This window comes from Haloferax sulfurifontis ATCC BAA-897 (assembly GCF_000337835.1).
Lineage (GTDB): Archaea > Halobacteriota > Halobacteria > Halobacteriales > Haloferacaceae > Haloferax > Haloferax denitrificans.
This window is the reverse complement of sequence record NZ_AOLM01000022.1, coordinates 47,447-67,966: the sequence shown is the minus strand read 5'-3', so window position 1 is coordinate 67,966 and position 20,520 is coordinate 47,447. Positions and strand designations below refer to the sequence as shown.

Annotated in this window: 21 protein-coding genes; 16 read left to right on the top strand and 5 right to left on the bottom strand. The window is 68.9% G+C overall.

All coding sequences use genetic code 11. The features are described 5' to 3' along the window. Window positions 1-30: 30 nt before the first annotated feature. The 9 genes from alaS to C441_RS13185 all read left to right on the top strand — a co-directional run bounded on the left by alaS (window position 31) and on the right by C441_RS13185 (window position 8,875). On the top strand, window positions 31-2,799 hold the full coding sequence (gene alaS / locus C441_RS13225) for an alanine--tRNA ligase (RefSeq protein ID WP_007275524.1): 2,769 nt from the start codon (window positions 31-33) through the stop codon (window positions 2,797-2,799). A gap of 92 nt (window positions 2,800-2,891) precedes the next feature. After that, complete coding sequence (locus C441_RS13220; RefSeq protein ID WP_007275523.1) at window positions 2,892-3,668, top strand: alpha/beta fold hydrolase; 777 nt, start codon at window positions 2,892-2,894, stop codon at window positions 3,666-3,668. 114 nt (window positions 3,669-3,782) lie between these two features. Continuing rightward, window positions 3,783-4,496, top strand: a complete 714-nt coding sequence (locus tag C441_RS13215) for a type 1 glutamine amidotransferase (protein ID WP_007275522.1) — start codon at window positions 3,783-3,785, stop codon at window positions 4,494-4,496. Between the two features lie 141 nt (window positions 4,497-4,637). Further along, window positions 4,638-5,801 (top strand): acyl-CoA dehydrogenase family protein, encoded by a 1,164-nt coding sequence (locus tag C441_RS13210; RefSeq protein WP_007275521.1) that lies wholly within the window; start codon window positions 4,638-4,640, stop codon window positions 5,799-5,801. Window positions 5,802-5,909: 108 nt separating this feature from the next. After that, complete coding sequence (locus C441_RS13205) at window positions 5,910-6,200, top strand: DUF7853 family protein (RefSeq protein WP_004968958.1); 291 nt, start codon at window positions 5,910-5,912, stop codon at window positions 6,198-6,200. A 192-nt stretch (window positions 6,201-6,392) separates the two neighbouring features. Further along, window positions 6,393-6,716: a 4Fe-4S dicluster domain-containing protein gene (locus tag C441_RS13200; protein WP_007275520.1), complete on the top strand. Its 324-nt coding sequence runs from the start codon at window positions 6,393-6,395 to the stop codon at window positions 6,714-6,716. A 44-nt stretch (window positions 6,717-6,760) separates the two neighbouring features. Beyond that, the gene (locus C441_RS13195; protein WP_007275519.1) at window positions 6,761-7,135 is read left to right on the top strand and encodes a VOC family protein; all 375 of its coding nucleotides are present in this window, start codon (window positions 6,761-6,763) and stop codon (window positions 7,133-7,135) included. Window positions 7,136-7,255: 120 nt separating this feature from the next. After that, entirely contained in the window at window positions 7,256-7,708 is a 453-nt protein-coding gene (locus C441_RS13190; RefSeq protein WP_007275518.1) for a ferritin-like domain-containing protein, read from the top strand. A gap of 204 nt (window positions 7,709-7,912) precedes the next feature. After that, entirely contained in the window at window positions 7,913-8,875 is a 963-nt protein-coding gene (locus C441_RS13185; RefSeq protein ID WP_007275517.1) for an L-lactate dehydrogenase, read from the top strand. 48 nt (window positions 8,876-8,923) lie between these two features. Here the strand turns inward: C441_RS13185 and C441_RS13180 are convergent, their stop codons facing one another. The 4 genes from C441_RS13180 to C441_RS13165 all read right to left on the bottom strand — a co-directional run bounded on the left by C441_RS13180 (window position 8,924) and on the right by C441_RS13165 (window position 13,100). Next, window positions 8,924-11,041 (bottom strand): (Fe-S)-binding protein, encoded by a 2,118-nt coding sequence (locus tag C441_RS13180; protein WP_007275516.1) that lies wholly within the window; start codon window positions 11,039-11,041, stop codon window positions 8,924-8,926. 80 nt (window positions 11,042-11,121) lie between these two features. Then, on the bottom strand, window positions 11,122-11,826 hold the full coding sequence (locus C441_RS13175; RefSeq protein ID WP_007275515.1) for an energy-coupling factor transporter transmembrane component T family protein: 705 nt from the start codon (window positions 11,824-11,826) through the stop codon (window positions 11,122-11,124). Beyond that, complete coding sequence (locus tag C441_RS13170; RefSeq protein ID WP_007275514.1) at window positions 11,820-12,521, bottom strand: energy-coupling factor ABC transporter ATP-binding protein; 702 nt, start codon at window positions 12,519-12,521, stop codon at window positions 11,820-11,822. The genes C441_RS13175 and C441_RS13170 overlap by 7 nt, the downstream gene beginning before the upstream one ends. Next, window positions 12,522-13,100, bottom strand: a complete 579-nt coding sequence (locus C441_RS13165; protein WP_049920595.1) for a biotin transporter BioY — start codon at window positions 13,098-13,100, stop codon at window positions 12,522-12,524. Window positions 13,101-13,261: 161 nt separating this feature from the next. Here C441_RS13165 and C441_RS13160 point away from each other — a divergent pair, with 161 nt between their 5' ends. The 7 genes from C441_RS13160 (at window position 13,262) to C441_RS13130 (ending at window position 19,455) form a co-directional block, all read left to right on the top strand. Beyond that, window positions 13,262-13,867: a hypothetical protein gene (locus tag C441_RS13160; RefSeq protein WP_007275512.1), complete on the top strand. Its 606-nt coding sequence runs from the start codon at window positions 13,262-13,264 to the stop codon at window positions 13,865-13,867. 53 nt (window positions 13,868-13,920) lie between these two features. Continuing rightward, window positions 13,921-16,029, top strand: a complete 2,109-nt coding sequence (locus C441_RS13155) for a minichromosome maintenance protein MCM (RefSeq protein WP_007275511.1) — start codon at window positions 13,921-13,923, stop codon at window positions 16,027-16,029. Window positions 16,030-16,120: 91 nt separating this feature from the next. Beyond that, the gene (locus tag C441_RS13150) at window positions 16,121-16,423 is read left to right on the top strand and encodes a DUF7854 family protein (RefSeq protein ID WP_007275510.1); all 303 of its coding nucleotides are present in this window, start codon (window positions 16,121-16,123) and stop codon (window positions 16,421-16,423) included. A 126-nt stretch (window positions 16,424-16,549) separates the two neighbouring features. Then, window positions 16,550-16,888, top strand: coding sequence for a DUF7855 family protein (locus C441_RS13145; protein ID WP_007275509.1), 339 nt, complete (start codon window positions 16,550-16,552; stop codon window positions 16,886-16,888). Then, a complete protein-coding gene (locus tag C441_RS13140) occupies window positions 16,885-17,820 on the top strand; it encodes a DUF7856 family protein (protein WP_007275508.1) in 936 nt (311 codons plus the stop codon). Before C441_RS13145 ends, C441_RS13140 begins: the two co-directional genes overlap by 4 nt. 70 nt (window positions 17,821-17,890) lie before the next feature. After that, a complete protein-coding gene (locus C441_RS13135; RefSeq protein ID WP_007275507.1) occupies window positions 17,891-18,796 on the top strand; it encodes a DUF7857 domain-containing protein in 906 nt (301 codons plus the stop codon). Continuing rightward, window positions 18,793-19,455 (top strand): P-loop NTPase, encoded by a 663-nt coding sequence (locus C441_RS13130; RefSeq protein ID WP_007275506.1) that lies wholly within the window; start codon window positions 18,793-18,795, stop codon window positions 19,453-19,455. The genes C441_RS13135 and C441_RS13130 overlap by 4 nt, the downstream gene beginning before the upstream one ends. Window positions 19,456-19,568: 113 nt before the next feature. Here C441_RS13130 and C441_RS13125 read toward each other — a convergent pair whose 3' ends face one another. After that, complete coding sequence (locus tag C441_RS13125) at window positions 19,569-20,435, bottom strand: transcription initiation factor IIB (RefSeq protein WP_007275505.1); 867 nt, start codon at window positions 20,433-20,435, stop codon at window positions 19,569-19,571. Between the last annotated feature and the right edge of the window lie 85 nt (window positions 20,436-20,520).

Genomic DNA, 20,520 nt, shown 5'->3' with positions numbered 1-20,520 from the left:
TTTTACCCGACGGTAGACCAGAGTTTGGCAATGAGCGAACTCGAAGCGGAGTACCGCCTCGACTACTTCGAGGAGGAGGGCTTCTACCGGAAGCAGTGCCCCGTGACGGGCGTCCACTTCTGGACACGAGACCCCGACCGCGAGACCTGCGGTGAACCGCCCGCCGACGACTACACCTTCATCGACAACCCCGGCTTCGACGAGGAGTACACTCTCGAAGAGATGCGCGAGAAGTTCCTCTCTTTCTTCGAGGAACACGACCACGAGCGCATCGACCCCTACCCGGTCGCCGCGAACCGCTGGCGCGACGACGTGCTCTTGACGCAGGCATCTATCTACGACTTCCAGCCGCTCGTCACGTCCGGCGAGACGCCGCCGCCGGCCAACCCGCTGACTGTCTCCCAGCCTTGCATCCGGATGCAGGACATCGACAACGTGGGCAAGACCGGTCGCCACACGATGGCCTTCGAGATGATGGCGCACCACGCGTTCAACGCCCGCGAAGAGGCGGGTGACAAGTACGCCTACTCGGGCGAAGTCTACTGGAAGGACGAGACGGTCCGCCTCTGCGACGAGTTCTTCGAGTCGCTCGGCGCGGACATCTCCGAAATCACCTACATCGAGGACCCGTGGGTCGGCGGCGGCAACGCCGGTCCCGCCTTCGAAGTCCTCTACCGCGGCGCGGAACTCGCCACCCTCGTTTTCATGTCGATGAAGCAGGACCCCGAAGGCGAGTACGAACTCAAGGACGGCAACACCTACTCGCCGATGGACACCTACATCGTCGACACCGGCTACGGGCTCGAACGGTGGACGTGGGTGTCACAGGGGACGCCGACGGTGTACGAGGCCGTCTACCCCGACATGATAGAGTTCCTGAAGGACAACGTCGGCATCGAGCACACCGACGAGGAGGAGGAACTCATCCACCGCGCGGCGAAGCTCTCTGGCCACCTCGACATCGACGAAATCGACGACCTCGCCACCGCGCGCGCCGGCGTCGCGGGCGAACTCGGCGTCGACGAGGCCGAACTCACCGCGTTGCTCCGCCCGCTCGAAGACATCTACGCCATCGCGGACCACTGCCGCACGCTCGCGTACATGTTCGGCGACGGCATCGTCCCCTCGAACGTCGGGACGGGCTACCTCGCCCGCATGGTCCTCCGACGCACGAAGCGCCTCGTGGACAACCTCGGCGTCGACGCCCCGCTCGACGAGCTCGTGGACATGCAGGCCGAGCGGCTGGACTACCAGAACCGCGACACCATCCGCGACATCGTCCGCAGTGAGGAGCGCAAGTACAGAAAGACGCTCGAACGCGGCTCCCGCAAGGTCCAACAGCTCGCCGACGACTACGCCGACAAGGACGAACCCATCCCGGTCGACGAACTCATCGAGCTGTACGACTCCCACGGCATCCAGCCCGACATGGTGCAGGAAATCGCCGAGGAGCGCGGCGCGACCGTCGACATCCCCGACGACTTCTACTCGCTCGTCGCCGACCGCCACGAGCAGGTCGACGGCGAGGAGGACGCCGAGGAGCGCGACGACCGCCTCGGGGACCTCCCGGCGACGGACAAGCTCTACTACGACGACCAGGAGCGCACCGAGTTCGAGGCCGTCGTCCTCGACGTGTTCGAGCGCGAGGAGGGCTACGACGTGGTCCTCGACCAGACGATGTTCTACCCCGAAGGCGGCGGACAGCCCGCCGACCACGGCTCGCTCGCCACCGACGACACGACCGTCGAGGTGACCGACGTGCAGATCGTGGACGACGTGGTGCTCCACCGCACCGACGAGGACCCCGGTAAGGGCGAGTTCGTCCGCGGCCAGCTCGACGCCGAGCGCCGCCGTCGGCTCATGCGCCACCACACGGCGACCCACGTTATCGGCCACGCCATCCGGACGGTCCTCGGCGACCACATCCGGCAGGCCGGCGCGTCGAAGGGCGTCGACCGCTCGCGGCTCGACGTGACCCACTACGAGCGCATCACCCGCGAAGAGGTAAAGCAGATAGAGCGCGTCGCCAACGAAATCGTGATGCAGAACATCCCGGTCAAACAGGAGTGGCCGGACCGCCGCGACGCCGAGAAGAAGTACGGCTTCGACCTCTATCAGGGCGGCATCCCGCCAGGCGAGCAGATTCGCCTCATCCACGTCGGCACCGACGTGCAGGCCTGCGGCGGTACCCACGTCAAGCGCACCGGCGACATCGGGGCCATCAAGGTGCTGACGACGGAGCCCGTCCAGGACGGCGTCGAGCGCGTCGCCTTCGCGGCGGGCGACGCGGCCATCGAGGCCACCCAGCGCACCGAGGACGCGCTGTACGGCGCGGCCGACGTGCTCGACGTGAACCCCGCGGACGTGCCCGAGACGGCCGAGCGCTTCTTCACCGAGTGGAAGGAGCGCGGCAAGACCATCGACCGCCTGAAGACGGAGCTCGCCGAGGCGCGCGCCGCGGCCGGCGCGGACGAAATCGACATCGACGGCACGCCCGTCGTCGTCCAGCGGCTCGACGGCGACGCGGACGAACTCCGCGCGACCGCCAACGCGCTGGTCGAGGAGGGCAAGGTCGCCGTCCTCGGCTCCGCCGCGGGCGGGAGCGCCCAGTTCGTCGTCGGCGTCCCCGACGACGTGGGTATCAACGCCGGGCAGGTCGTCGGCGAACTCGCCGGCAAGGTCGGCGGCGGCGGCGGCGGCCCCGCGGACTTCGCGCAGGGCGGCGGCCCCGACGTGGACGCGCTCGACGACGCGCTCGACGAGGCCCCCGACGTGCTCCGGACGGTCCTGAACGCCTGAGTCGGTCCCGCGGCTCCCGCGAGTTCGCTTCGTTTTCGCTTTTTCGCGCCCGAGACGGACGCCCTAAGTCGCTCGCCCGCCGAGCCACCGGTATGCCCACGGCAGTCGCGGACGGGGTCGAACTGTACTACGACAGCGAGGGCGACGGCGAGACGGTCGCCTTCGTCGGCGACGCGGGCTACGGCGCGTGGCAGTGGGGCTGGCAACACGCCGCCGTCGCCGGGCCCTACGAGAGCCTCGTGATCGACCTCCGCGGGGCCGGACGCTCCGACGCCCCCGCGGGACCGTACTCGGTCGAGACGCTCGTCTCCGACCTCGTGGCCGTCCTCGCGGACGCGAACGTCCGGAAGGCCCACCTCGTCGGGTTCGGCCTCGGCGGGCTGGTCGCGCTGGAGACCGCGCGGACGACGAACCGCGCCCGGAGCCTCACGCTCGTCGGCACCGCCGCCTCCGGGGAGGGAGTCGACCCCGAACCGCTCTCTGCCGCGCCCGACGACCCGGCCGCGCTCCGCGAGTCGCTCGCGCCGGCGCTCTCCGAGGCGTTCCGCGCGGAACAGCCCGAGGTGGTCGACCAACTCGTCTCGTGGCGCGGACGCGAAGACGCCGACCCGGAGGCGTGGGCCGCGCAGGCCGCCGCCGTCGCCGACTACGACGCCGGCCCGCTGTACGAGGTGACGGTCCCGACGCTCGTCCTCCACGGCGACGACGACCCGGTCTGGCCGGTCGAGGGGGGCCGCGCGCTGGCCGAGGGACTCCCGCGCGGCGAGTTCGAGTCGTTCGCGGGCGCGCGGCACCTCGTCACCGTCGAGCGGTCGCGGCTCGTCAACGACGCGCTCGTCTCCTTTCTCGAATCGGTCGGCGACGACTGAGCGTCGTTCCGGCGCGTTCGCCCCGCTGTCGCGGCCGCCGTCGCGCCTCGCAGATGCCGGCAGTGAGCGGTCCGGGCGCAACTTCTTTAGAGCCCCGCCGATTGTCTCTCCACGATGACTCGCCCGCGACTCGCGTTCTTGGACGCCTCCCACGGCGATTCGAGCACGTCACGAAACTTCAGGCGCGAACTCGACGCCGACCTCGTCGAGTTCGACGTTACCGACGGCCGTCTCCCAGACCACTTCGACTACGACGGCGTCGTTATCAGCGGCTCGTCGTCGTCGGTCTACTGGGACGAGCCGTGGATTCGAAGCCTCGTGTCGTGGGTCGCCGACGCGGACGAGCGCGGCGTTCCTCTCTTGGGTGTCTGTTTCGGCCATCAGGTCGTCGCGGCGGCCCTCGGCGGCACCGTCGAGGACATGGGCGAGTTCGAACTCGGCTACAACGAAATCGAACGCACCCGCCCCGACGACGAGGACGACATCCTCGCCGGCATCGGCGAGCGATTCACCGTCTTCACCTCCCACGGCGACCGAGTGGCCGAACTCCCGTCGGGCGCGGACCTCCTCGCCGAAAACGAGTTCGGCGTCCACGCGTTCCGCCGGAACCACGCCTTCGGCGTCCAGTTCCACCCCGAGTACGACACCGACACCGCCGAGACCATCGCCCGGCAGAAGGAGTTCCTCCCCGACGAGCGGATTCAGTCGGTGGTCGACGGCATCACGCCGGAGAACTACGCCGCGGCCTGCGAGGCCAAGCGCCTGTTCGACAACTTCGTCGGCTACGTGAACCGGGCGAACGCGGGCCCGGTCGAATCGGCGGCCTGACGGCTCGACTGCCGTCTCGCGGTTTCGGAGCCGTCTCTGAATCACGACCGCCCCGCTTCCGTCTCCGGCTTTTCGACCGTCCGTCTCCGCGAACCTCGACCGAGCGAATCGCTTTTCACCGCGCCGAGCGCAGAAACCATCATGCTCGATTATCTGGAATTGGAGGGCGACCTGACCGGCGAAGAGAAACTCGTCCGCGACGAGGCCCGGCGCTTCGTCGACGAGCAGGTCAAACCCGACATCGGCGAGCACTACGAGGCCGGGACGTTCCCGACCGACCTCATTCCGAAGATGGGCGAACTCGGCTTCTACGCGCCCAACCTCGACGGCTACGGCCTCCCCGGTCTCGGCGAGCGCGCCTACGGCCTCCTGATGCAGGAACTCGAAGCCGGCGACTCCGGCCTCCGGTCGATGGCGAGCGTCCAGGGGTCGCTCGTCATCTACCCCATCCACGCCTACGGCTCCGACGAGCAGAAACAGCGCTGGCTCCCGAAGCTCGGGTCGGGCGAAGCGGTCGGCTGTTTCGGTCTGACCGAACCGCAACACGGCTCCGACCCGTCGGGGATGGAGACCCGCGCCGAGCGCGACGCCGACGGCTACGTCCTCAACGGCTCGAAGACGTGGATTACGAACTCGCCCATCGCCGACGTGGCGGTCGTCTGGGCGCGCGACGTGTCGGCGGAGGGGTCGCCGGTCCGCGGGTTCCTCGTCGAGACCGACCGCGACGGCGTGACGACGAACAAAATCGAGGACAAGCTCTCGATGCGCGCGTCGGTCACGGGCGAAATCGGCCTCGACGACGTGCGGGTCCCCGAGGAAGACGTCCTCCCGGGCGTCGAGGGGATGAAGGGGCCGCTTTCGTGTCTCACGCAGGCGCGGTTCGGCATCGCGTGGGGCGTCGTCGGCGCGGCACGCGACGCCTTCGAAGACGCCCGTCAGTACGCGAAGGACCGCGACCAGTTCGGCGGCCCAATCGCGCGGTTCCAACTCCAGCAGGGCAAGCTCGCGGAGATGGCGACCCAAATCACGAACGCGCAACTGATGGCCCACCGCCTCGCCGACCTCAAAGAGCGCGGCGACCTGCGACACCAGCAGGTGTCGATGGCGAAGCGCCACAACGTCCGGGTCGCCCGCGAGGTTACCCGAACCGCCCGCGAGATGCTCGGCGGCAACGGCATCACGACCGACTACTCGCCGATGCGCCACATGGAGAACATCGAGACCGTCTACACCTACGAGGGGACCGACGACATCCACACGCTCGTCCTCGGCGCTGACCTGACGGGAATCGAAGCATTCGACTAGCCGTCGGGAGCGGACGCCCCCGTGGCTTTCGCGGTCGTGCGTGTCGCATGACAACAGTACACATACATTTATGCCTCCCCGCCCATAGGTTACGGTAGAGGCCCCACAATGACCACATCGGCCCAGGACCGTCCGACGGCGCTCGACCTCTCTCGCGAAGAGACGTGGGTCGTCCACGCCGCGTTGCTCGACGCCATCGAGCGGGCGGTCGATGCAGACGAAGAGCCGACGCCGGCCCCCGGCCTGCTCGCGCGGGTCGAGGCCGGCGACGAAGATTTCGACAGCGCCGAACTCGACTATCTCGTAGACGCCCTCCGCACCTATCGGACACAGGCGCCCGCCCGGGACGACCACCACATCTCGCGCGTCCTCGAACACATCGAGGCCGCGCGGGTATAGTCGCCCGACTGACGTTCGCCCGCTGGTTTCCTTTCGCCGTCACGCTTCCGAGCGACCGCGCTCCTCGCGGATGTCGACGGCGCGCCCCGGTCGCCTCTCGGTGACCGGCCCCGGCCCGGCCCCGATTCCGTCTTCGATTTCTCGCGTCGCCGATGCGGACGTTTTAGTACCCGGTGCGGCCAACGCCCGGCGATGGCTATCGACTCGAACTTCGACCAGAACCGGGAGCGAGCGGGCGACGAAAACGGCGTCGCCGTCTGGGGGCCCGTCGAACCGCCGGAGAAACTCGGCATCCACGGCACCCACGTCGCCGTCGACTACGACATCTGTCTCGCGGACGGCGCGTGCCTCGAAAACTGCCCCGTGGACGTGTTCACGTGGGTCGACACGCCCGACCACCCGGTGAGCGAGCAGAAGGTCGAACCGACCAACGAAGACCAGTGTATCGACTGCATGCTCTGTGTCGACATCTGCCCCGTCGACGCCATCGACGTGGACGCCTCGCGGCAGGCCTGACACGAAGACCAGACGTTATCTCTCCGCGCCGCGTCGCGTCGGCCATGGGTCTCATCCACACCGCCCTCGTCGTCTCGGACATCGACGCCACGCTCGACTTCTACACCGACCTCGGTCTCGAACGGACCAACGAGTTCGAACTCGACGGCGTCCGGAACGTCTACGTCGGTAGCGACGACACCGACATGGAACTGCAGTTCAAGTACGACCCGACCTCGGCGGCGCGCGTCGAACCCGCCGGCATCGACCACGTCGCGGTCGAAGTCGCCGACGCCGACCGCGCGTTCGAGGACATCGTCGAGGCGCAGTCGCCGGAGGTCGTCAAGCCGCCGGTCGACATCGACCCGGCGAACGCCCGCGCGGCGTTCGTGAAGGACCCCGACGGGTACGTCGTCGAACTCGTCGCGCTCGAAGACTGAACTCCCGCGCCGCCGACCCGTCTCACACGCCGATTTTCGCCGACGCCGACGGCTCGACCGCCCGCCCGACTCGCCGCGGCGAACAGCTATTTGTTGCCAGAGCGTCAATACGAAGTCGCTATGTCCGAGGACGTAACCGCGCTGTTGAAGCGCGCCTACCAGGACGAGATCGAGACGGTGATGAACTACATGACGAACTCTATCGTCCTCGACGGCGTCCGGGCCGAGGAGATAAAGCAGTCCCTCCAGACCGACATCCAAGAGGAGCTCACCCACGCGGAGCAACTCGGGAACCGACTGAAGCAACTGGACGAGAAACCGCCGGGCTCCGGGTCCTTCGAGGCGCGCCAGCACGACCTCCAGCCGCCCGAGGACAGCACGGACGTGCTCGCCGTCATCAACGGCGTTCTCGGTGCCGAGGAGGACGCTATCGAGACCTACCGCGCGCTCATCGACGCGGCCGAGGAGGCCAACGACCCCGTCACCGAGGACCTCGCCGTGACCATCCTCGCCGACGAGGAGGCCCACCGGACCGAGTTCCGCGGCTTCAAGAAAGAGTACGACCGCGAGTAACTCCGCGGGCGGCGGGCGACCGCACCCGCGACGGTCGGCGTGGTACCGGTGCGACGGTTCGACGACTCCGATACTTCTTCATCTTTAAAAAAATACGCCGCTATCGGACGGTTTCTAACAAATTATCATCCGTTACGGGAGTTGTACTCCCAGTTCTTCGAAACGGAGCTCTGTTTTTATCAAGCCGTCGCTCGAACGACCGGTATGAGCACTGAACGCGGCAAAGGTACGGTGGCGGTCGTCGGCGGTGCGGGCGCAGTCGGGTCGAGCACGGCGTTCGCGCTGATGGAGAGCAGTCTCGTGGGCGAAATCATCCTCGTCGATATCGCCGAAGAGCGCGTCGAGGGCGAGGCGATGGACCTCAACCACGGGTCGTACTTCACGTCGCCGGTCCGGGTGCGGACGGGCGACTACGAGGACTGCTGGGACGCCGACGTGGTCATCGTCACCGCCGGTGCCAGCCAGAAGCCGGACGAGACCCGCCTCGACCTGATGGAGCGGAACGCCGACATCTTCGCCGACATGATTCCGCAGATTACCGAGGGGCTGAACGACGACGCCGTGATGCTCATCGTCACCAACCCCGTCGACGTGCTGTCGTACGTCACGTGGAAGGTGTCGGACCTGCCGGCCGAGCGCGTCATCGGGTCGGGGACCGTCCTCGACACGTCGCGGTTCCGCCACTCGCTCAGCCGCGAGTTCGACCTCGACCCCGCGAACGTCCACGCCTACGTCGTCGGCGAGCACGGCGACAGCGAGGTGCTCGTCTGGAGTTCGGCGAACCTCGGCGGCATCCCGTTCGTGTCGTACGCCACCAGCCACGGCGTCGACGACGTGGACGCGCTCAAAGCCCGCGTCGAAGAGGAGGTGCGCGAGGCCGCCTACGAGATTATCGAGCGCAAGGAGCGAACGAACTACGGCGTCGCGCGCTCGGTGGCCGCGACCACGGAACGCATCCTCGGCGACGACAACTCCATCCTCACCGTCTCGACGCTCGTCTCGGGCGAACACGGCATCGACGACGTCTACATGAGCCTCCCGTGTACCGTCAACCAAGGCGGCGTCCGCGACGTCCACGAGTTCGACCTCTCGGCGGACGAGACGGCGGCGCTCCGGGAGTCGGCGGACGTCATCCGCGAGTCCATCGAGCGGTTGGACTTAGAATAGCATAGAACCGGAGAGACGAAACGAAGATAGAACGGCCGCGCCGCCGACTCAGTCGGCCGACGCGGGCGTCGTATCCGTGCCCGCTTCCGTCGCCGCGGCGGCCTTCGCGTCGAGCGCCTCAACGACGAGTTCGGCGATGTCAACGACGTCGATGTCCTCTTCGTAGTCGCCGGTCTTGCGGCCGTCTTCGTACATCGTCGCGCACATCGGGCAGGCGACGACGAACCGCTCGACGCCGCCGGTCGTGTCGTCCAGCGCCTCGCGCAGACGCTCTTCGGACGGTTTCGACTCCTCGTCGTGGTCCATCCAGAGGCCGCCGCCGCCGCCGCCACAGCAGAACGACTGGTCGCGGTTGCGCGGCATCTCGGCGAGTTCGACGCCGGTCGCGCGGATGACCTCGCGGGGCGCTTCGTACTCGCCGTTGTACCGGCCGAGGTGACACGGGTCGTGGTACGTCACGGTCTGGGCGGCGAGTTCGTCGCCCGCGAGGTCGAGGCGGTCGTCGACGACGAGGCGCTCGACCAGTTGGGTGTAGTGGTACACCGGGTAGTCGAACGAGTCGTCCATCTCCGGGTACTCGTTTTTGAACGTGTTGTACGAGTGCGGGTCGGTGCAGACGATTTTCTCGAACTCGCAGTCGGCCATCGCGGCGACGTTGTCCTCGACGAGCATCTCGTAGAGGCCCTCCTCGCCGACGCGGCGCACGTCGTTGCCGTCGTGCCCTTCGTCCTCGTAGAGGATGCCGTAGGAGACGCCGGCTTCCTCGAAGATGCGGGCCAAAGAGCGGGCGACGGCGCGGTTGCGCTCGTCGTAGGAGGGGTAGTCGCCGACGTACCAGAGGAACTCGACCGGTTCGTCGCGGGCGTCGGGCACCTCGAAGTCGAGGTCGTCGGTCCAGTCGGGGCGCTTGCGCTGGGGGTCGCCGAAGGCGTTGCCGTTCTGGAAGATGTTCATCATCGCCTCCTGCACCGGCTCTTGCTGTTGGCCCGTCTCGGTGAGCCGGCGGTTCATCTCGGTGAAGTGCGTGAGGTGCTCGATATCGACCGGGCAGGCGTCCATGCAGGCCATGCAGGCCATGCAGGACTCCATCGACTCGGCGTCGACGACGGAGGTGCCGCCGTCCGCGACGATGTCGACGGAGTCGCCGCCGGCGTCGACCGACTCGCGGTAGGTCTTCAGGTCGAGAATCACGTCCCGCGGGTCGAGGTTGCGGCCGGAGGCCTTCGCCGGGCAGGCGTCGGTACAGCGGCCGCACTTCGTGCAGGCGTCCATGTCGAGCATCGCCTTCCACGAGAAGTCGTCCTCGGAGACGTAGCCGATTTCGTCCGGCGGCGTGTCCGCGGGGACCGCCGGGAGGCGCTTGCCGGCCTTCTCGTCTGCGGTGACGACGTTGGCGAAGGAGGTGAGCATGTGCAGGGGCTTGGCGTAGGGTACGGCGGCGACGAACGCCAAGGCGAGGAGCGCGTGGGACCACCAGCCGAACCAGTAGAGCGTCTGGGCGAGGCCCTGTCCCATGCCCGCGGTCTCGAACACGACGGCGACGAAGTAGCCGACGAAACTCACCGTCTCGAAGTCGGGGAAGTCGGTGCCGACGATGCGGACGCCTTCGAGGACGTAGCCGCCGACGCCGAGGAGAAACAGCGTCCAGACGAACGCGGCGTCCTCGAAGCCGGTGTGTTTGCCCCACAGCCGCGGGTGCCGGACCCCGTAGCGCCGCCACAGCGCCATCCCGACGCCGACGACGAACGCGAGACCCATGAGGTCCATGACGAACGAGTACGAGCGGTAGAAGTCGCCGACGAAGAAGGAACTGCCCGTCACCCGCCGCCACACGTCGATGTCGATGGCGAGGATGGTCGTCCCGATGAGGAGCGTCAGGAAGCCCCACATAATGAACGCGTGCATCACGCCGGCGAACCGGTCGCGTTTGAACTGCTTTTCGTTGGAGAACACCACTTTCGCGGCCCGAACCGTCCGTCCCGGGAGGTCGGACAGCCGGTCGAACGGGTCTTCGCCACCCCGCGCGTATCGCGCGAACCGCTCGTACACCCCATAGAGGAAGACGAGCGACGCGATGACGGCCAGACCGTAGAAGAGCGCCTCGCCGACCGGACTAATCGTCCAGAACGTCTCCCGCGTAACATCCGCCTGTGCCGCAAAGTCCATAATCAATCACCGGAGAACGGCGGGTTAAATCTTGCCACCCGAGGCGTGTCGGTCGGCGGATTACGAGCGCTCCGGCGACCTCAGAGCGCGAGGCTGGCGAGGAGCGCGGCGGCGAGGACGAGTCCGGGCGCGTCGCGCCGGTCGAACCGAATCTCGGGGAGCGTCGGGTTCCACGCGAAACACCGCGCGCGGAGGGCGAGCGCGAGCGCGTCGGCCCGCGCGAACGACCGCCGGAGGCCGCCGGTGGCGACGAGCGAGAGCCGTTCGTCCAGCCGCCGTTCGCTCCCGAGGCGGGCCGCCTGCGCCTCGCGGACGCGACGCAGGTCGCGGCGGATCAAGGGGAGAAACCGGAAGACGAGCGCGACGCCGACGCCGAGCGCGACGCCGACGCGACCCGGCACGAGTCGCTGAATCGCCGCGCGGGACTCGCGCACGGGCGTCGTCCTGACGTACGCCGCCGCGACGAAGAAGACGAAAAGCACGCGGACGCTGGCGAGCGCCGGTTCGACGGCCGCCTCGGGGTCGAACCACGGCGCGCCGAGGCGGGCGGCCTCGACGACCGGGCCGAGCGCGAGGAACGGAATCGCATAGCGGAGGTCGCGGAGGGCGGACACCGGTGAGGTGTCGGCGGCGCGGAGACAGCCCGCGGCGACGGCGCCGAGGACGACGAGCCCGGCGGGCGTCGTGTGCGCGAACCCGGCCGCCGCGAAGGCGACCTGCACCGCGAGCTTGGTCCGCGGGTCGAGTCGGTGGGCGAGGCTGTCGCCCGGCTCGTAGGTCAACACGGCGGGCGAACGTCGAGGTCGGGGAGGCGGTCTGCGGCCTCGTCGGGCGCGGCGTCGAGGGCGACGTCTCCGTCGGCGAGGGCGACCACGCGGTCGGCCAACTCGGCCACGTCGCGCAGGTCGTGGGTGACGACGACGAGGCTCGTGCCCTCGGCGCGGAGGTCCCGGAGGCGGGCGAGCACGGAGCGCCGGGCGAGTTCGTCGAGGCCGGTGAACGGCTCGTCCAAGACGAGATGGTCGGGATGCATCGCCAGCGCGCCGGCGATGGCGAGGCGTTCGACTTCGCCCCCGGAGAGGGCGTCGACGCGCTCGTCTTCCCGGCCGTCGAGGTTGACCGCGGCCAGCGACTCGCTGACGCGGCGGTCGATCTCGTCGCGGTCGAGGCCGAGGTTCTCCGGGCCGAACGCCACGTCAGCGCCGATTGTCGCGGCGACCAGTTGGTCTTCGGGGCGCTGGAACACCATCGCCACCGCGGTCCGGGCGGCGACGAGGTCGTCGGCGACCCGGCGGCCGTTGACCGAGACCGTCCCCTCGTCGGGGTCGAGCAGGCCGTTGAAGTGCCGGACGAGCGTGGTCTTGCCGGAGCCGTTCGCGCCCGCGACGATGACGCACTCGCCGTCGTCGATGGCGAGGTCGACCCCGTCGACCGCGACCGTGTCGCCGTAGCGGTGGACGAGTCCCTCGACGCGAATCATCTACTGGGCGGCGATGGCGTCGGAGCGGACGATGCCGACCGCGGCGGCGATTTTGAACGCCTCGGCGGGGATGAACGCGGCGGAGGCCGTCCAGAAGGCGGATTCGAGGCCGACGCTTTGGACGTACGCGAACCCGAGCGTCCCGAAGGCGTAGACGACGACGGTGCCCGCGACCATCGCGCCGACGAGTCGGACGGTGCGCACGCGGTAGTCGCCGATGTCGACGCCGCCGTGGACGACGAGGCCGACGACGGCCGCGGCGACGGGGTACGACCAGAGGTAGCCGGCGGTCGGGCCGACGAGCGGCGCGAACCCGGCGGAGCCGCCGGCGAACACCGGCGCACCGAGGCCGCCCGCGACGAGGTAGAGCGCGATGGAGCCGCCGCCCCAGACGGGGCCGAGGAAGATGCCCGCGAGGAAGACGACGAGCACCTGCATCGTCACCGGAATCGGCGAGACGGGGTTCGGGAACGAGACGTAACTGCCCGCGCCCATGAGCGCCGCGAACAGGGCGGCGCGGGCGATGTTGCCGACGAGTTCGTCGCCGACGAGTTCGACAGACTCGCGTTCGGTTGCCATGCCCATCGCTGTCTCGTAAACCCAGTTTAACCTATCGGTTTACGAAGTTCGCGGCCGGGGAGCCGGTTCGGGCCTCGTCGGTCGATTCGAGTCGTCTCTCCGGCGCTCGGCGGCTCTCGGGTCAGCATCATTAAAGACGCTGGACGTGCCATTCTCCGGGTATGGACGAAAAGACCGCCGAGCTCCGCGACATCTTCATCGAGGCGACCGGCTCGGACACCGTGACCGAACAGCAGTCCGAGTCGCGCGGGTCGCTCGCCGACGTGGACGACCCCGAAGCGGTCCGCGAGCGCGTCCACGACACCGTGGCGACGATGCGCGAGCGCTACGCGTTCGAGACCGGCTTCGACGACGACGCGCTCGTCGCGCTCGTCGTCGGCTTCTTCGACGGCGACTCCGACGCCGACCTCGCGGTCGAACTCGACGCGTCGCCCGAGGCGGTTCGCACCGCCCGGTTCGACCTCCATCTCGTCCGCGACGCCGACCGCGAGTTCCCGTTCGACGCCGACCGCTTCGACAACCTGCTCGTCGACGGCGCGGACGACGAGACCATCGCCGAGACGCTCGACGTGCCCGTCGAAGTCGTCGCCGAGTGCCGCCCCGCCGCCGAGGCGGACATCCGCTCGAGCCGGGCCAACTACCGCTTCCGCGACGACTTCGCGGAGCTGTTGACCGACGACGACCTCTCGAACCGGCTGGCCGAGGACGCCCGACGCGACGGCCTCCGCGAGGCGACAGAAGATATCGAGACCGACGTGTCACTGTAGCGGTCGGTCAGACGACGAAGGTTCTTAACCACTTGGGGACATACCCCTGTGCGATGGCGCAGGCCCCCCAGAACCGAGACCTGACGGAGCGGTTCATCGAGTTCTACCGGAACTACTACCGAGAGGAGATCGGGACGCTCGCACAGCAGTACCCGAAGGAAAAGCGGTCGCTGTACATCGATTACGACGACCTCTATCGGTTCGACTCGGAGCTCGCGGACGACTACATCACGAAGCCCGGTCAGTTCCAGGAGTACGCGGAGGAGGCCCTGCGCCTGTTCGACCTCCCCGCGGACGTGAAACTCGGGCAGGCGCACGTCCGGATGCGAAACCTCCCCGAGGCGGTCGATATCCGGAACATCCGGGTCAACGACGACCACATCGGGACGCTCATCTCGGTGCAGGGCATCGTCCGCAAGGCGACCGACGTGCGCCCGAAAATCACGGAGGCCGCCTTCGAGTGCCAGCGCTGTGGGACGATGAGCTACATCCCGCAGGGCGACGGCGGCTTTCAGGAACCCCACGAGTGTCAGGGATGCGAGCGTCAGGGGCCGTTCCGCATCGACTTCGACCAGTCGAACTTCGTCGACTCCCAGAAACTGCGCGTTCAGGAGTCCCCCGAGGGCCTGCGCGGGGGCGAGACGCCGCAGTCGATCGACATCAACCTCTCTGACGACGTGACCGGCAAGGTCACCGCCGGCGACCACGTCACCGCCGTCGGCATCCTCCACATCGAACAGCAGACCTCGGGCAACGAGAAGACCCCCGTCTTCGACTACTACATGGAGGGCATCTCGCTCACCATCGAAGACGAGGAGTTCGAGGACATGGAGATATCCGACGAGGACGTGGCCGAAATCGTCGAACTCTCGAACGACCCGGCCATCTACGAGAAGATGGTCGAGTCCGTCGCGCCCGCCATCTACGGCTACGAGCAAGAGAAGATGGCCATGATTCTCCAACTGTTCTCGGGCGTCACGAAACACCTACCCGACGGGTCGCGGATTCGCGGCGACCTGCACATGCTGTTGATAGGGGACCCCGGAACTGGCAAATCGCAGATGTTATCATATATCCGACATATCGCTCCTCGGTCGGTCTACACCTCCGGCAAGGGTTCGTCCTCGGCGGGTCTCACCGCCGCGGCCGTCCGCGACGACTTCGGCGACGGCCAGCAGTGGACGCTCGAAGCCGGCGCGCTCGTCCTCGCGGACAAGGGTATCGCGGCGGTCGACGAACTGGACAAGATGCGGCCCGAGGACCGTTCTGCGATGCACGAGGGGCTCGAACAACAGCAGATTTCGGTCTCCAAGGCCGGCATCAACGCGACGCTCAAGTCGCGCTGTTCGCTCCTCGGCGCGGCGAACCCGAAGTACGGCCGCTTCGACCAGTACGAGCCGATCGGCGAGCAGATAGACCTCGAACCCGCGCTCATCTCCCGGTTCGACCTCATCTTCACGGTCACGGACGACCCCGACCCCGACGAGGACTCGAAGCTCGCGGACCACATCCTCAAGACCAACTACGCGGGCGAGCTGAACACCCAGCGAACGAACGTCGCCAACTCCGAGTTCACCGAACAGCAGGTCGACGCCGTCACCGACGAGGTCGCGCCCACCATCGACGCGGACCTGCTTCGCAAGTACATCGCCTACGCGAAGCGCACCTGCTATCCGACGATGACCGACGAGGCGAAACAGGTCATCCGCGACTTCTACGTTGACTTCCGCGCCCGCGGTGCCGACGAGGACGCGCCCGTCCCCGTGACCGCCCGGAAGCTCGAAGCGCTCGTCCGCCTCGGCGAGGCCTCGGCCCGCGTCCGCCTCTCGGACAAGGTGACCCGCGAGGACGCAGAGCGCGTCACGGGCATCGTCGAGTCCTGCCTGCGCGACATCGGCATGGACCCCGAGACCGGCGAGTTCGACGCCGACATCGTCGAGACGGGTCGCTCGAAGACCCAGCGCGACCGCATCAAGAACCTCCTCGAACTCATCCGCACCATGCAGGAGGAGTACGATGAGGGCGCGCCCCACGAGGAGGTCCTCGAACGCGCCAACAGCGAGCTGAACATGGACGAGAAGACGGTCAACGACCAGCTTGACAAGCTCAAGATGAAAGGCGACATCTACGAGCCCCGCGGCGACGTGTACCGCGCGACCTGAGCCGCCGACCTCGATTCTCACACCGTCCGCGACCGTTCCCGCGCGGAACCGACGAACTTAGTGGAGCGTGCGCTGAGGGGACAGACGACCGATGGACCGAATCTCCGCCATCCGCAACATCGAAGACGCCATCCGCGACCTCGAATCGGGTGACGCGGACCTCGCCAGCACCGAGCGGCGCGTCGTGACCGTCCTCCGGACGTTCGCGACGGAGTTCGAAGACGACGCCGGCGACGGGACGCTCGACGCGTGGACGGCCGTCGGCGACGACCGCGCGGAGGGGCTCGTCGTCCTCGCCGCCGACGCCGCCGACGCGCGAGCGCGGGTCAGAGACCTCCTCGACGAGGCGACCGGCGACGCCGACGACGTGTCGTTCTCCGTCGAGCGCGTCTGAGACGCAACGCGGGGGATTCGAATATGGGGTTCGGCACCACGCACCACCGTCCGCACGACCGCCGGACGAGTGGCCTGCGGTGCCGCTGTCGAACGATTTTTCTCCCGGCTCCGTGACCGGTCGTGCGTGCTGTTGGTCGTGACTTACTCGCAGGCGGCGCGGACGACGCTTCGGAACATCTGTCGGACCCACGAGGGGGTCGTGGTCCGACGACTGGGCCGCGCCGCGCTGTTCGACGAGACGGAGCTGGCCGCCTTCCTCGCGCTTCGGCTTCGGGAGAAACACGACGAGGCCGTTCAAATCGAGGGAACCGAGCCGTTCAACGAGTTCTCGGCGGTCCCCGACGCGGTCCGCGAGGCCGCGGCGGCCTACGAGGACCGCGAGTCGCCGGCGACGCCGTACAGCAAGTTCGCCTCGGGAACCGACCACCCGTCGGCCGCGGAGATGAAGCGCCGCGAGCTATGAGGCTCCGACTGCCCGACGGGACCGTCTACGAAGGGTCGGCAATCGACCTCGCCGGCGAGTCGGTCGACGTCGACGCCGTCGTCGCCGCGGTGCGGGCGGACGACGGGACCGACGCGCCGGGCGCGCTCCGAATCGACTGCCCGTCGCCCGGCCCCGGACACGACAGACTCGGCAGAGTCCCGGTCTCCGCGCCGTCCCCGTCTCCGTCCCGCGGGTGGCTCCTCGCGGCGGCCGGTCGGTCGCACGGCCGCCGCTCTCCGGTCGCCGACGACCTCGCTCGACTCGAAGCGAAACTCGGCGAGCACCGCGACGATGCGGCCGAGGAGGCGGAGGCGGACGAACGCGAACGGCCCGACACCTCGGCGGCCGCGCTCCGAGACGCCCGTCGCCGCGTCGCCGCCGCCGGAGAGGACGAGTCTCGACTCAGAGAGCGCGTCGCGGCTCTCCGCGGGCGGGTGAACGCCCACCGCGACGCCGGCGACGACGAGGCGACCGCCGCGGCGCGCGAGGAGCTCGTCTCGGCGGCGACTGAGCTCTCGGAAGTCGAGACGGAGCGCGTCGCGGCCGAACAGCGGCTTTCGGCGCTCGAACGCGCGGTCAGAGCCGAGCGAGACGGGCGGGAGGCGCGACTCAAACTCGAAGACGCGGTCGAGAACCGCCGCCGCGAGGCCCGGGCGCACTTCGCGGCCGAACTCGGAGCGGAGTTCGCGGCGGCGCTTCGAGACCTCGCGTCGCTCCCGGCGACGGCGACGGCGACCGCGGCGGTCGACTCGCCGCCCGAACCGCCCGCCCTCGAATCGGACCCCGTCGCCCGCGCGCTGGCCGCCGTCCGCCTCGCCGACCTCTCCGCGCCGGTCGTCCTCTCGTGCGGCCGGTTTTCGGACGCCGAGGCCGCCGCGGACTGGCTCGGCGTGCCGGTCGTTCGGTGTTGACAGTCTGAGCGTCGGCCGCCCCGGTCGCTCCGGGCGTTGGTTTATATGCGAAGCCGCGGCCACCCCCGCTATGCACACCGATATCGACGTGACCGCGGCCGACGGCGTCGCCCTCGTCTCGGTCCGAGTCGACAACGACGCGCCGGTCGACCGCCGCGTCAGGCTTCGCAACCGCCTTGACGGCCCGGTGCTCCCGCCGCGCCGTGCCGGCGTCCCCGAACCCGGGTGGGACGACGAGGGTTTCGACGGCGTCGTTCCCGCGGGTTCGACGGTCGCGCTCGGCTACGCCGTTCCCCTGTCGACGTCGGGCGACCGCGACGCCGCGCCCGCCGACGTCGACGGTTCTCCGGAGCGCGCGGTCGACATCGAGGTTCTCGGCCGCGCCGACGAGTCGGAACGGGCCGCCGATTCGACGCCCGAGGACGCGGTTCGGACGCTCGGTTCGGCGCGGCCGCCCGCGGACGCGGTCCCCGTCTCTTCTGACCCGTCACCGACGACAGCTGAGTCGGCGACGCCCGAGCCGGAGACGCCAGAGTCGGCGTCGCCTGAGCTGGAGACACCCGAGCCGACGAACGCGACGACCCCCGAGTCCGACGAGGAGCGACCCGGCCCGATTTCGCAATCGGAACGCGCCGCCGCCCCCGACCGAACCGGACCGTCCGAACAGCCGACTGACGACGAGGTGTCGGCGGCGGTCGGGGTCAGCGAGGCGCGCGGGCACGAGACCGGGCAGTCGGTCCAGTCGGCGTCTCTCGCGACCGTCGAGCGACGCATCGAACTCGCCGAGCGACTGGACGGCGCGTCGGTCGCGGACGCCGCGGCCGCGCTCTCCGAGGCCGACTTCGGCGTCGAGGCGCTCGACTCGCTCGACGCGGACCGAGCGCGACTCCGCCGGTTGGCGGCGCGGGCGACGGCGCTCGCGGACCGCGCGGCCGACGCCGACCCCGACGCGGACGCGCTCCGGAGGCTCGCGTGATTCTCGCGGTCGTCTCCGGGAAGGGCGGCGTCGGGAAGTCGACGCTGTCGTTCGAACTCGCGGCGGAACTCGGCGCGGTCGTCGTCGACGCGGACCTCGGGATGGCGAACCTCCCGTACGCGCCCGGCCCCGACCTCCACGACGTGCTCGCGGGGCGGGCGGACCCCCTCGAAGCCGTCCGCTCGGGCGGGCCGGTCTCGATACTCCCGTGCGGCCGGACGCTCGCCGGCGCGCGCGCCGCCGACGTTCGCCTCCTCGCCGACGCGCTCCGCGCGGTCGAGGCGGCCCACGGCGACGTGGTCGTGGACTGTCCCGCCGGGATGCGCGCCGACACCGGCGTTCCGCTCGCCGTCGCCGACGCTTGCGTCGTGATCGCGTCGCCGAAGGGGTACGCGCTGGCCGACGCGGTTCGGACCCGCGAGCTCGCCCGCGAACTCGGGTGCGGACTCGCCGCCGTCGCGGTCAACCGCGTCGTCGACCCGGTGCCGCTCGACGCCTTCGCCGACGTGCTCGGTGCGCCGGCGACGGAGGTCCCCGCGGACGCGCGGCTCTCCGAGGCGGTCGAGCGGTTCGAGCCGGTCGTCGCGTCGTCGCCGGAGAGCCTTCCCAGTACTCGGATTCGGGAACTCGCGGACGCGGTCCGGGTAAGCGGTCGGTAGAAGCGTCGTCTCGTTTCGGTTCGGTCGCGCGACAGTCGTTCAGTTCTCGGTTCGTCGCTTCGGCTTCGGCTTCGGCTAGCGAACCGTCGCGGCCACGGTCTGCGGTGTCTGTCTCACTCGCGGAGCGCCACGTACGTCTTGCGGAGCGTCACGGGCGTCACGTCGGCCACCTCGGCGGCCTCGGCCTGCGTGCAGTCTTCCCCGCGGTCGCACGCGGCGGTGTAGAGACACGCGGCGGCGACGCCGCAGGGGTTCTTGCCGCCCACGAGTCCCTCGTCGCGGGCGTCGGCGACGTACTCGCGCGCCCGGCGCTCGGTGTCGCTGTCGAGATCGAGTTTGGTCGCGAACCGCGGCAGGTACTCGGTCGGGTCGGCGGGCGCGACGGGGAGGCCGAGGTCGCGGTTGAGCGCGCCGTAGGCCGCTTGGTGCTCCGCCTCGGTGGACTTCGACACGTCGCAGACCTCCTCGACGCTCCGGGAGACGCCGGCGACGCGACAGGCGGCGTAGACGCAGGCCGCGGCGAACCCTTCGAGCGAGCGACCGCGCAGGAGGTCTTCGTTCTGGGCGGACTCGAACAGCGAACACGCCTGGTCGCGGATGTGGTTCGGGAGCGACAGCGCGCTCGTCACGCGGCGAATCTCGGTGAAAGCGTACACCTGATTGCGCTCGCGCTTGGTCGAGATGCGGGCGCGGTTGTGCTGGCGGCGCATGCGGGCGAGTTGCCGGCGCTTGCGGCCCTTGATACGCGTCGAACGGCCGATTTCGGTCGACAGGCCGCGGTCGTGGCGCGACCGGGTGAGCGGCGCGCCGGTGCGGGCGGGGTTCCGGTCGTCGTCGGCGAACGAGCGCCATTCGGGACCGTGGTCGATGCGGTACTCCGAGACGACGAGGCCGCAGTCCGTACAGACCGTCTCGCCGGCTTCGAAACCGAGGTGTCCGTCGCATTCGGGGCAACCCTGGGGGGAGCGTGCTTCACTCATCACAATTGAAAATCGGTCTCGAAGAGGTATTTAAACACGGGACAAAACGGGGTTCGAACCCCGGTTTGGGGTGACAGAGCCTACC

Excerpts from the sequence above, each read along its gene's own strand:
- alaS (WP_007275524.1), top strand. The coding sequence starts at position 31 with ATGAGCGAACTCGAAGCGGAGTACCGCCTCGACTACTTCGAGGAGGAG.
- C441_RS13220 (WP_007275523.1), top strand. The coding sequence starts at position 2,892 with ATGCCCACGGCAGTCGCGGACGGGGTCGAACTGTACTACGACAGCGAG.
- C441_RS13215 (WP_007275522.1), top strand. The coding sequence starts at position 3,783 with ATGACTCGCCCGCGACTCGCGTTCTTGGACGCCTCCCACGGCGATTCG.
- C441_RS13210 (WP_007275521.1), top strand. The coding sequence starts at position 4,638 with ATGCTCGATTATCTGGAATTGGAGGGCGACCTGACCGGCGAAGAGAAA.
- C441_RS13205 (WP_004968958.1), top strand. The coding sequence starts at position 5,910 with ATGACCACATCGGCCCAGGACCGTCCGACGGCGCTCGACCTCTCTCGC.
- C441_RS13200 (WP_007275520.1), top strand. The coding sequence starts at position 6,393 with ATGGCTATCGACTCGAACTTCGACCAGAACCGGGAGCGAGCGGGCGAC.
- C441_RS13195 (WP_007275519.1), top strand. The coding sequence starts at position 6,761 with ATGGGTCTCATCCACACCGCCCTCGTCGTCTCGGACATCGACGCCACG.
- C441_RS13190 (WP_007275518.1), top strand. The coding sequence starts at position 7,256 with ATGTCCGAGGACGTAACCGCGCTGTTGAAGCGCGCCTACCAGGACGAG.
- C441_RS13185 (WP_007275517.1), top strand. The coding sequence starts at position 7,913 with ATGAGCACTGAACGCGGCAAAGGTACGGTGGCGGTCGTCGGCGGTGCG.
- C441_RS13180 (WP_007275516.1), bottom strand. The coding sequence starts at position 11,041 with ATGGACTTTGCGGCACAGGCGGATGTTACGCGGGAGACGTTCTGGACG.
- C441_RS13170 (WP_007275514.1), bottom strand. The coding sequence starts at position 12,521 with ATGATTCGCGTCGAGGGACTCGTCCACCGCTACGGCGACACGGTCGCG.
- C441_RS13165 (WP_049920595.1), bottom strand. The coding sequence starts at position 13,100 with ATGGCAACCGAACGCGAGTCTGTCGAACTCGTCGGCGACGAACTCGTC.
- C441_RS13160 (WP_007275512.1), top strand. The coding sequence starts at position 13,262 with ATGGACGAAAAGACCGCCGAGCTCCGCGACATCTTCATCGAGGCGACC.
- C441_RS13155 (WP_007275511.1), top strand. The coding sequence starts at position 13,921 with ATGGCGCAGGCCCCCCAGAACCGAGACCTGACGGAGCGGTTCATCGAG.
- C441_RS13150 (WP_007275510.1), top strand. The coding sequence starts at position 16,121 with ATGGACCGAATCTCCGCCATCCGCAACATCGAAGACGCCATCCGCGAC.
- C441_RS13140 (WP_007275508.1), top strand. The coding sequence starts at position 16,885 with ATGAGGCTCCGACTGCCCGACGGGACCGTCTACGAAGGGTCGGCAATC.
- C441_RS13135 (WP_007275507.1), top strand. The coding sequence starts at position 17,891 with ATGCACACCGATATCGACGTGACCGCGGCCGACGGCGTCGCCCTCGTC.
- C441_RS13125 (WP_007275505.1), bottom strand. The coding sequence starts at position 20,435 with ATGAGTGAAGCACGCTCCCCCCAGGGTTGCCCCGAATGCGACGGACAC.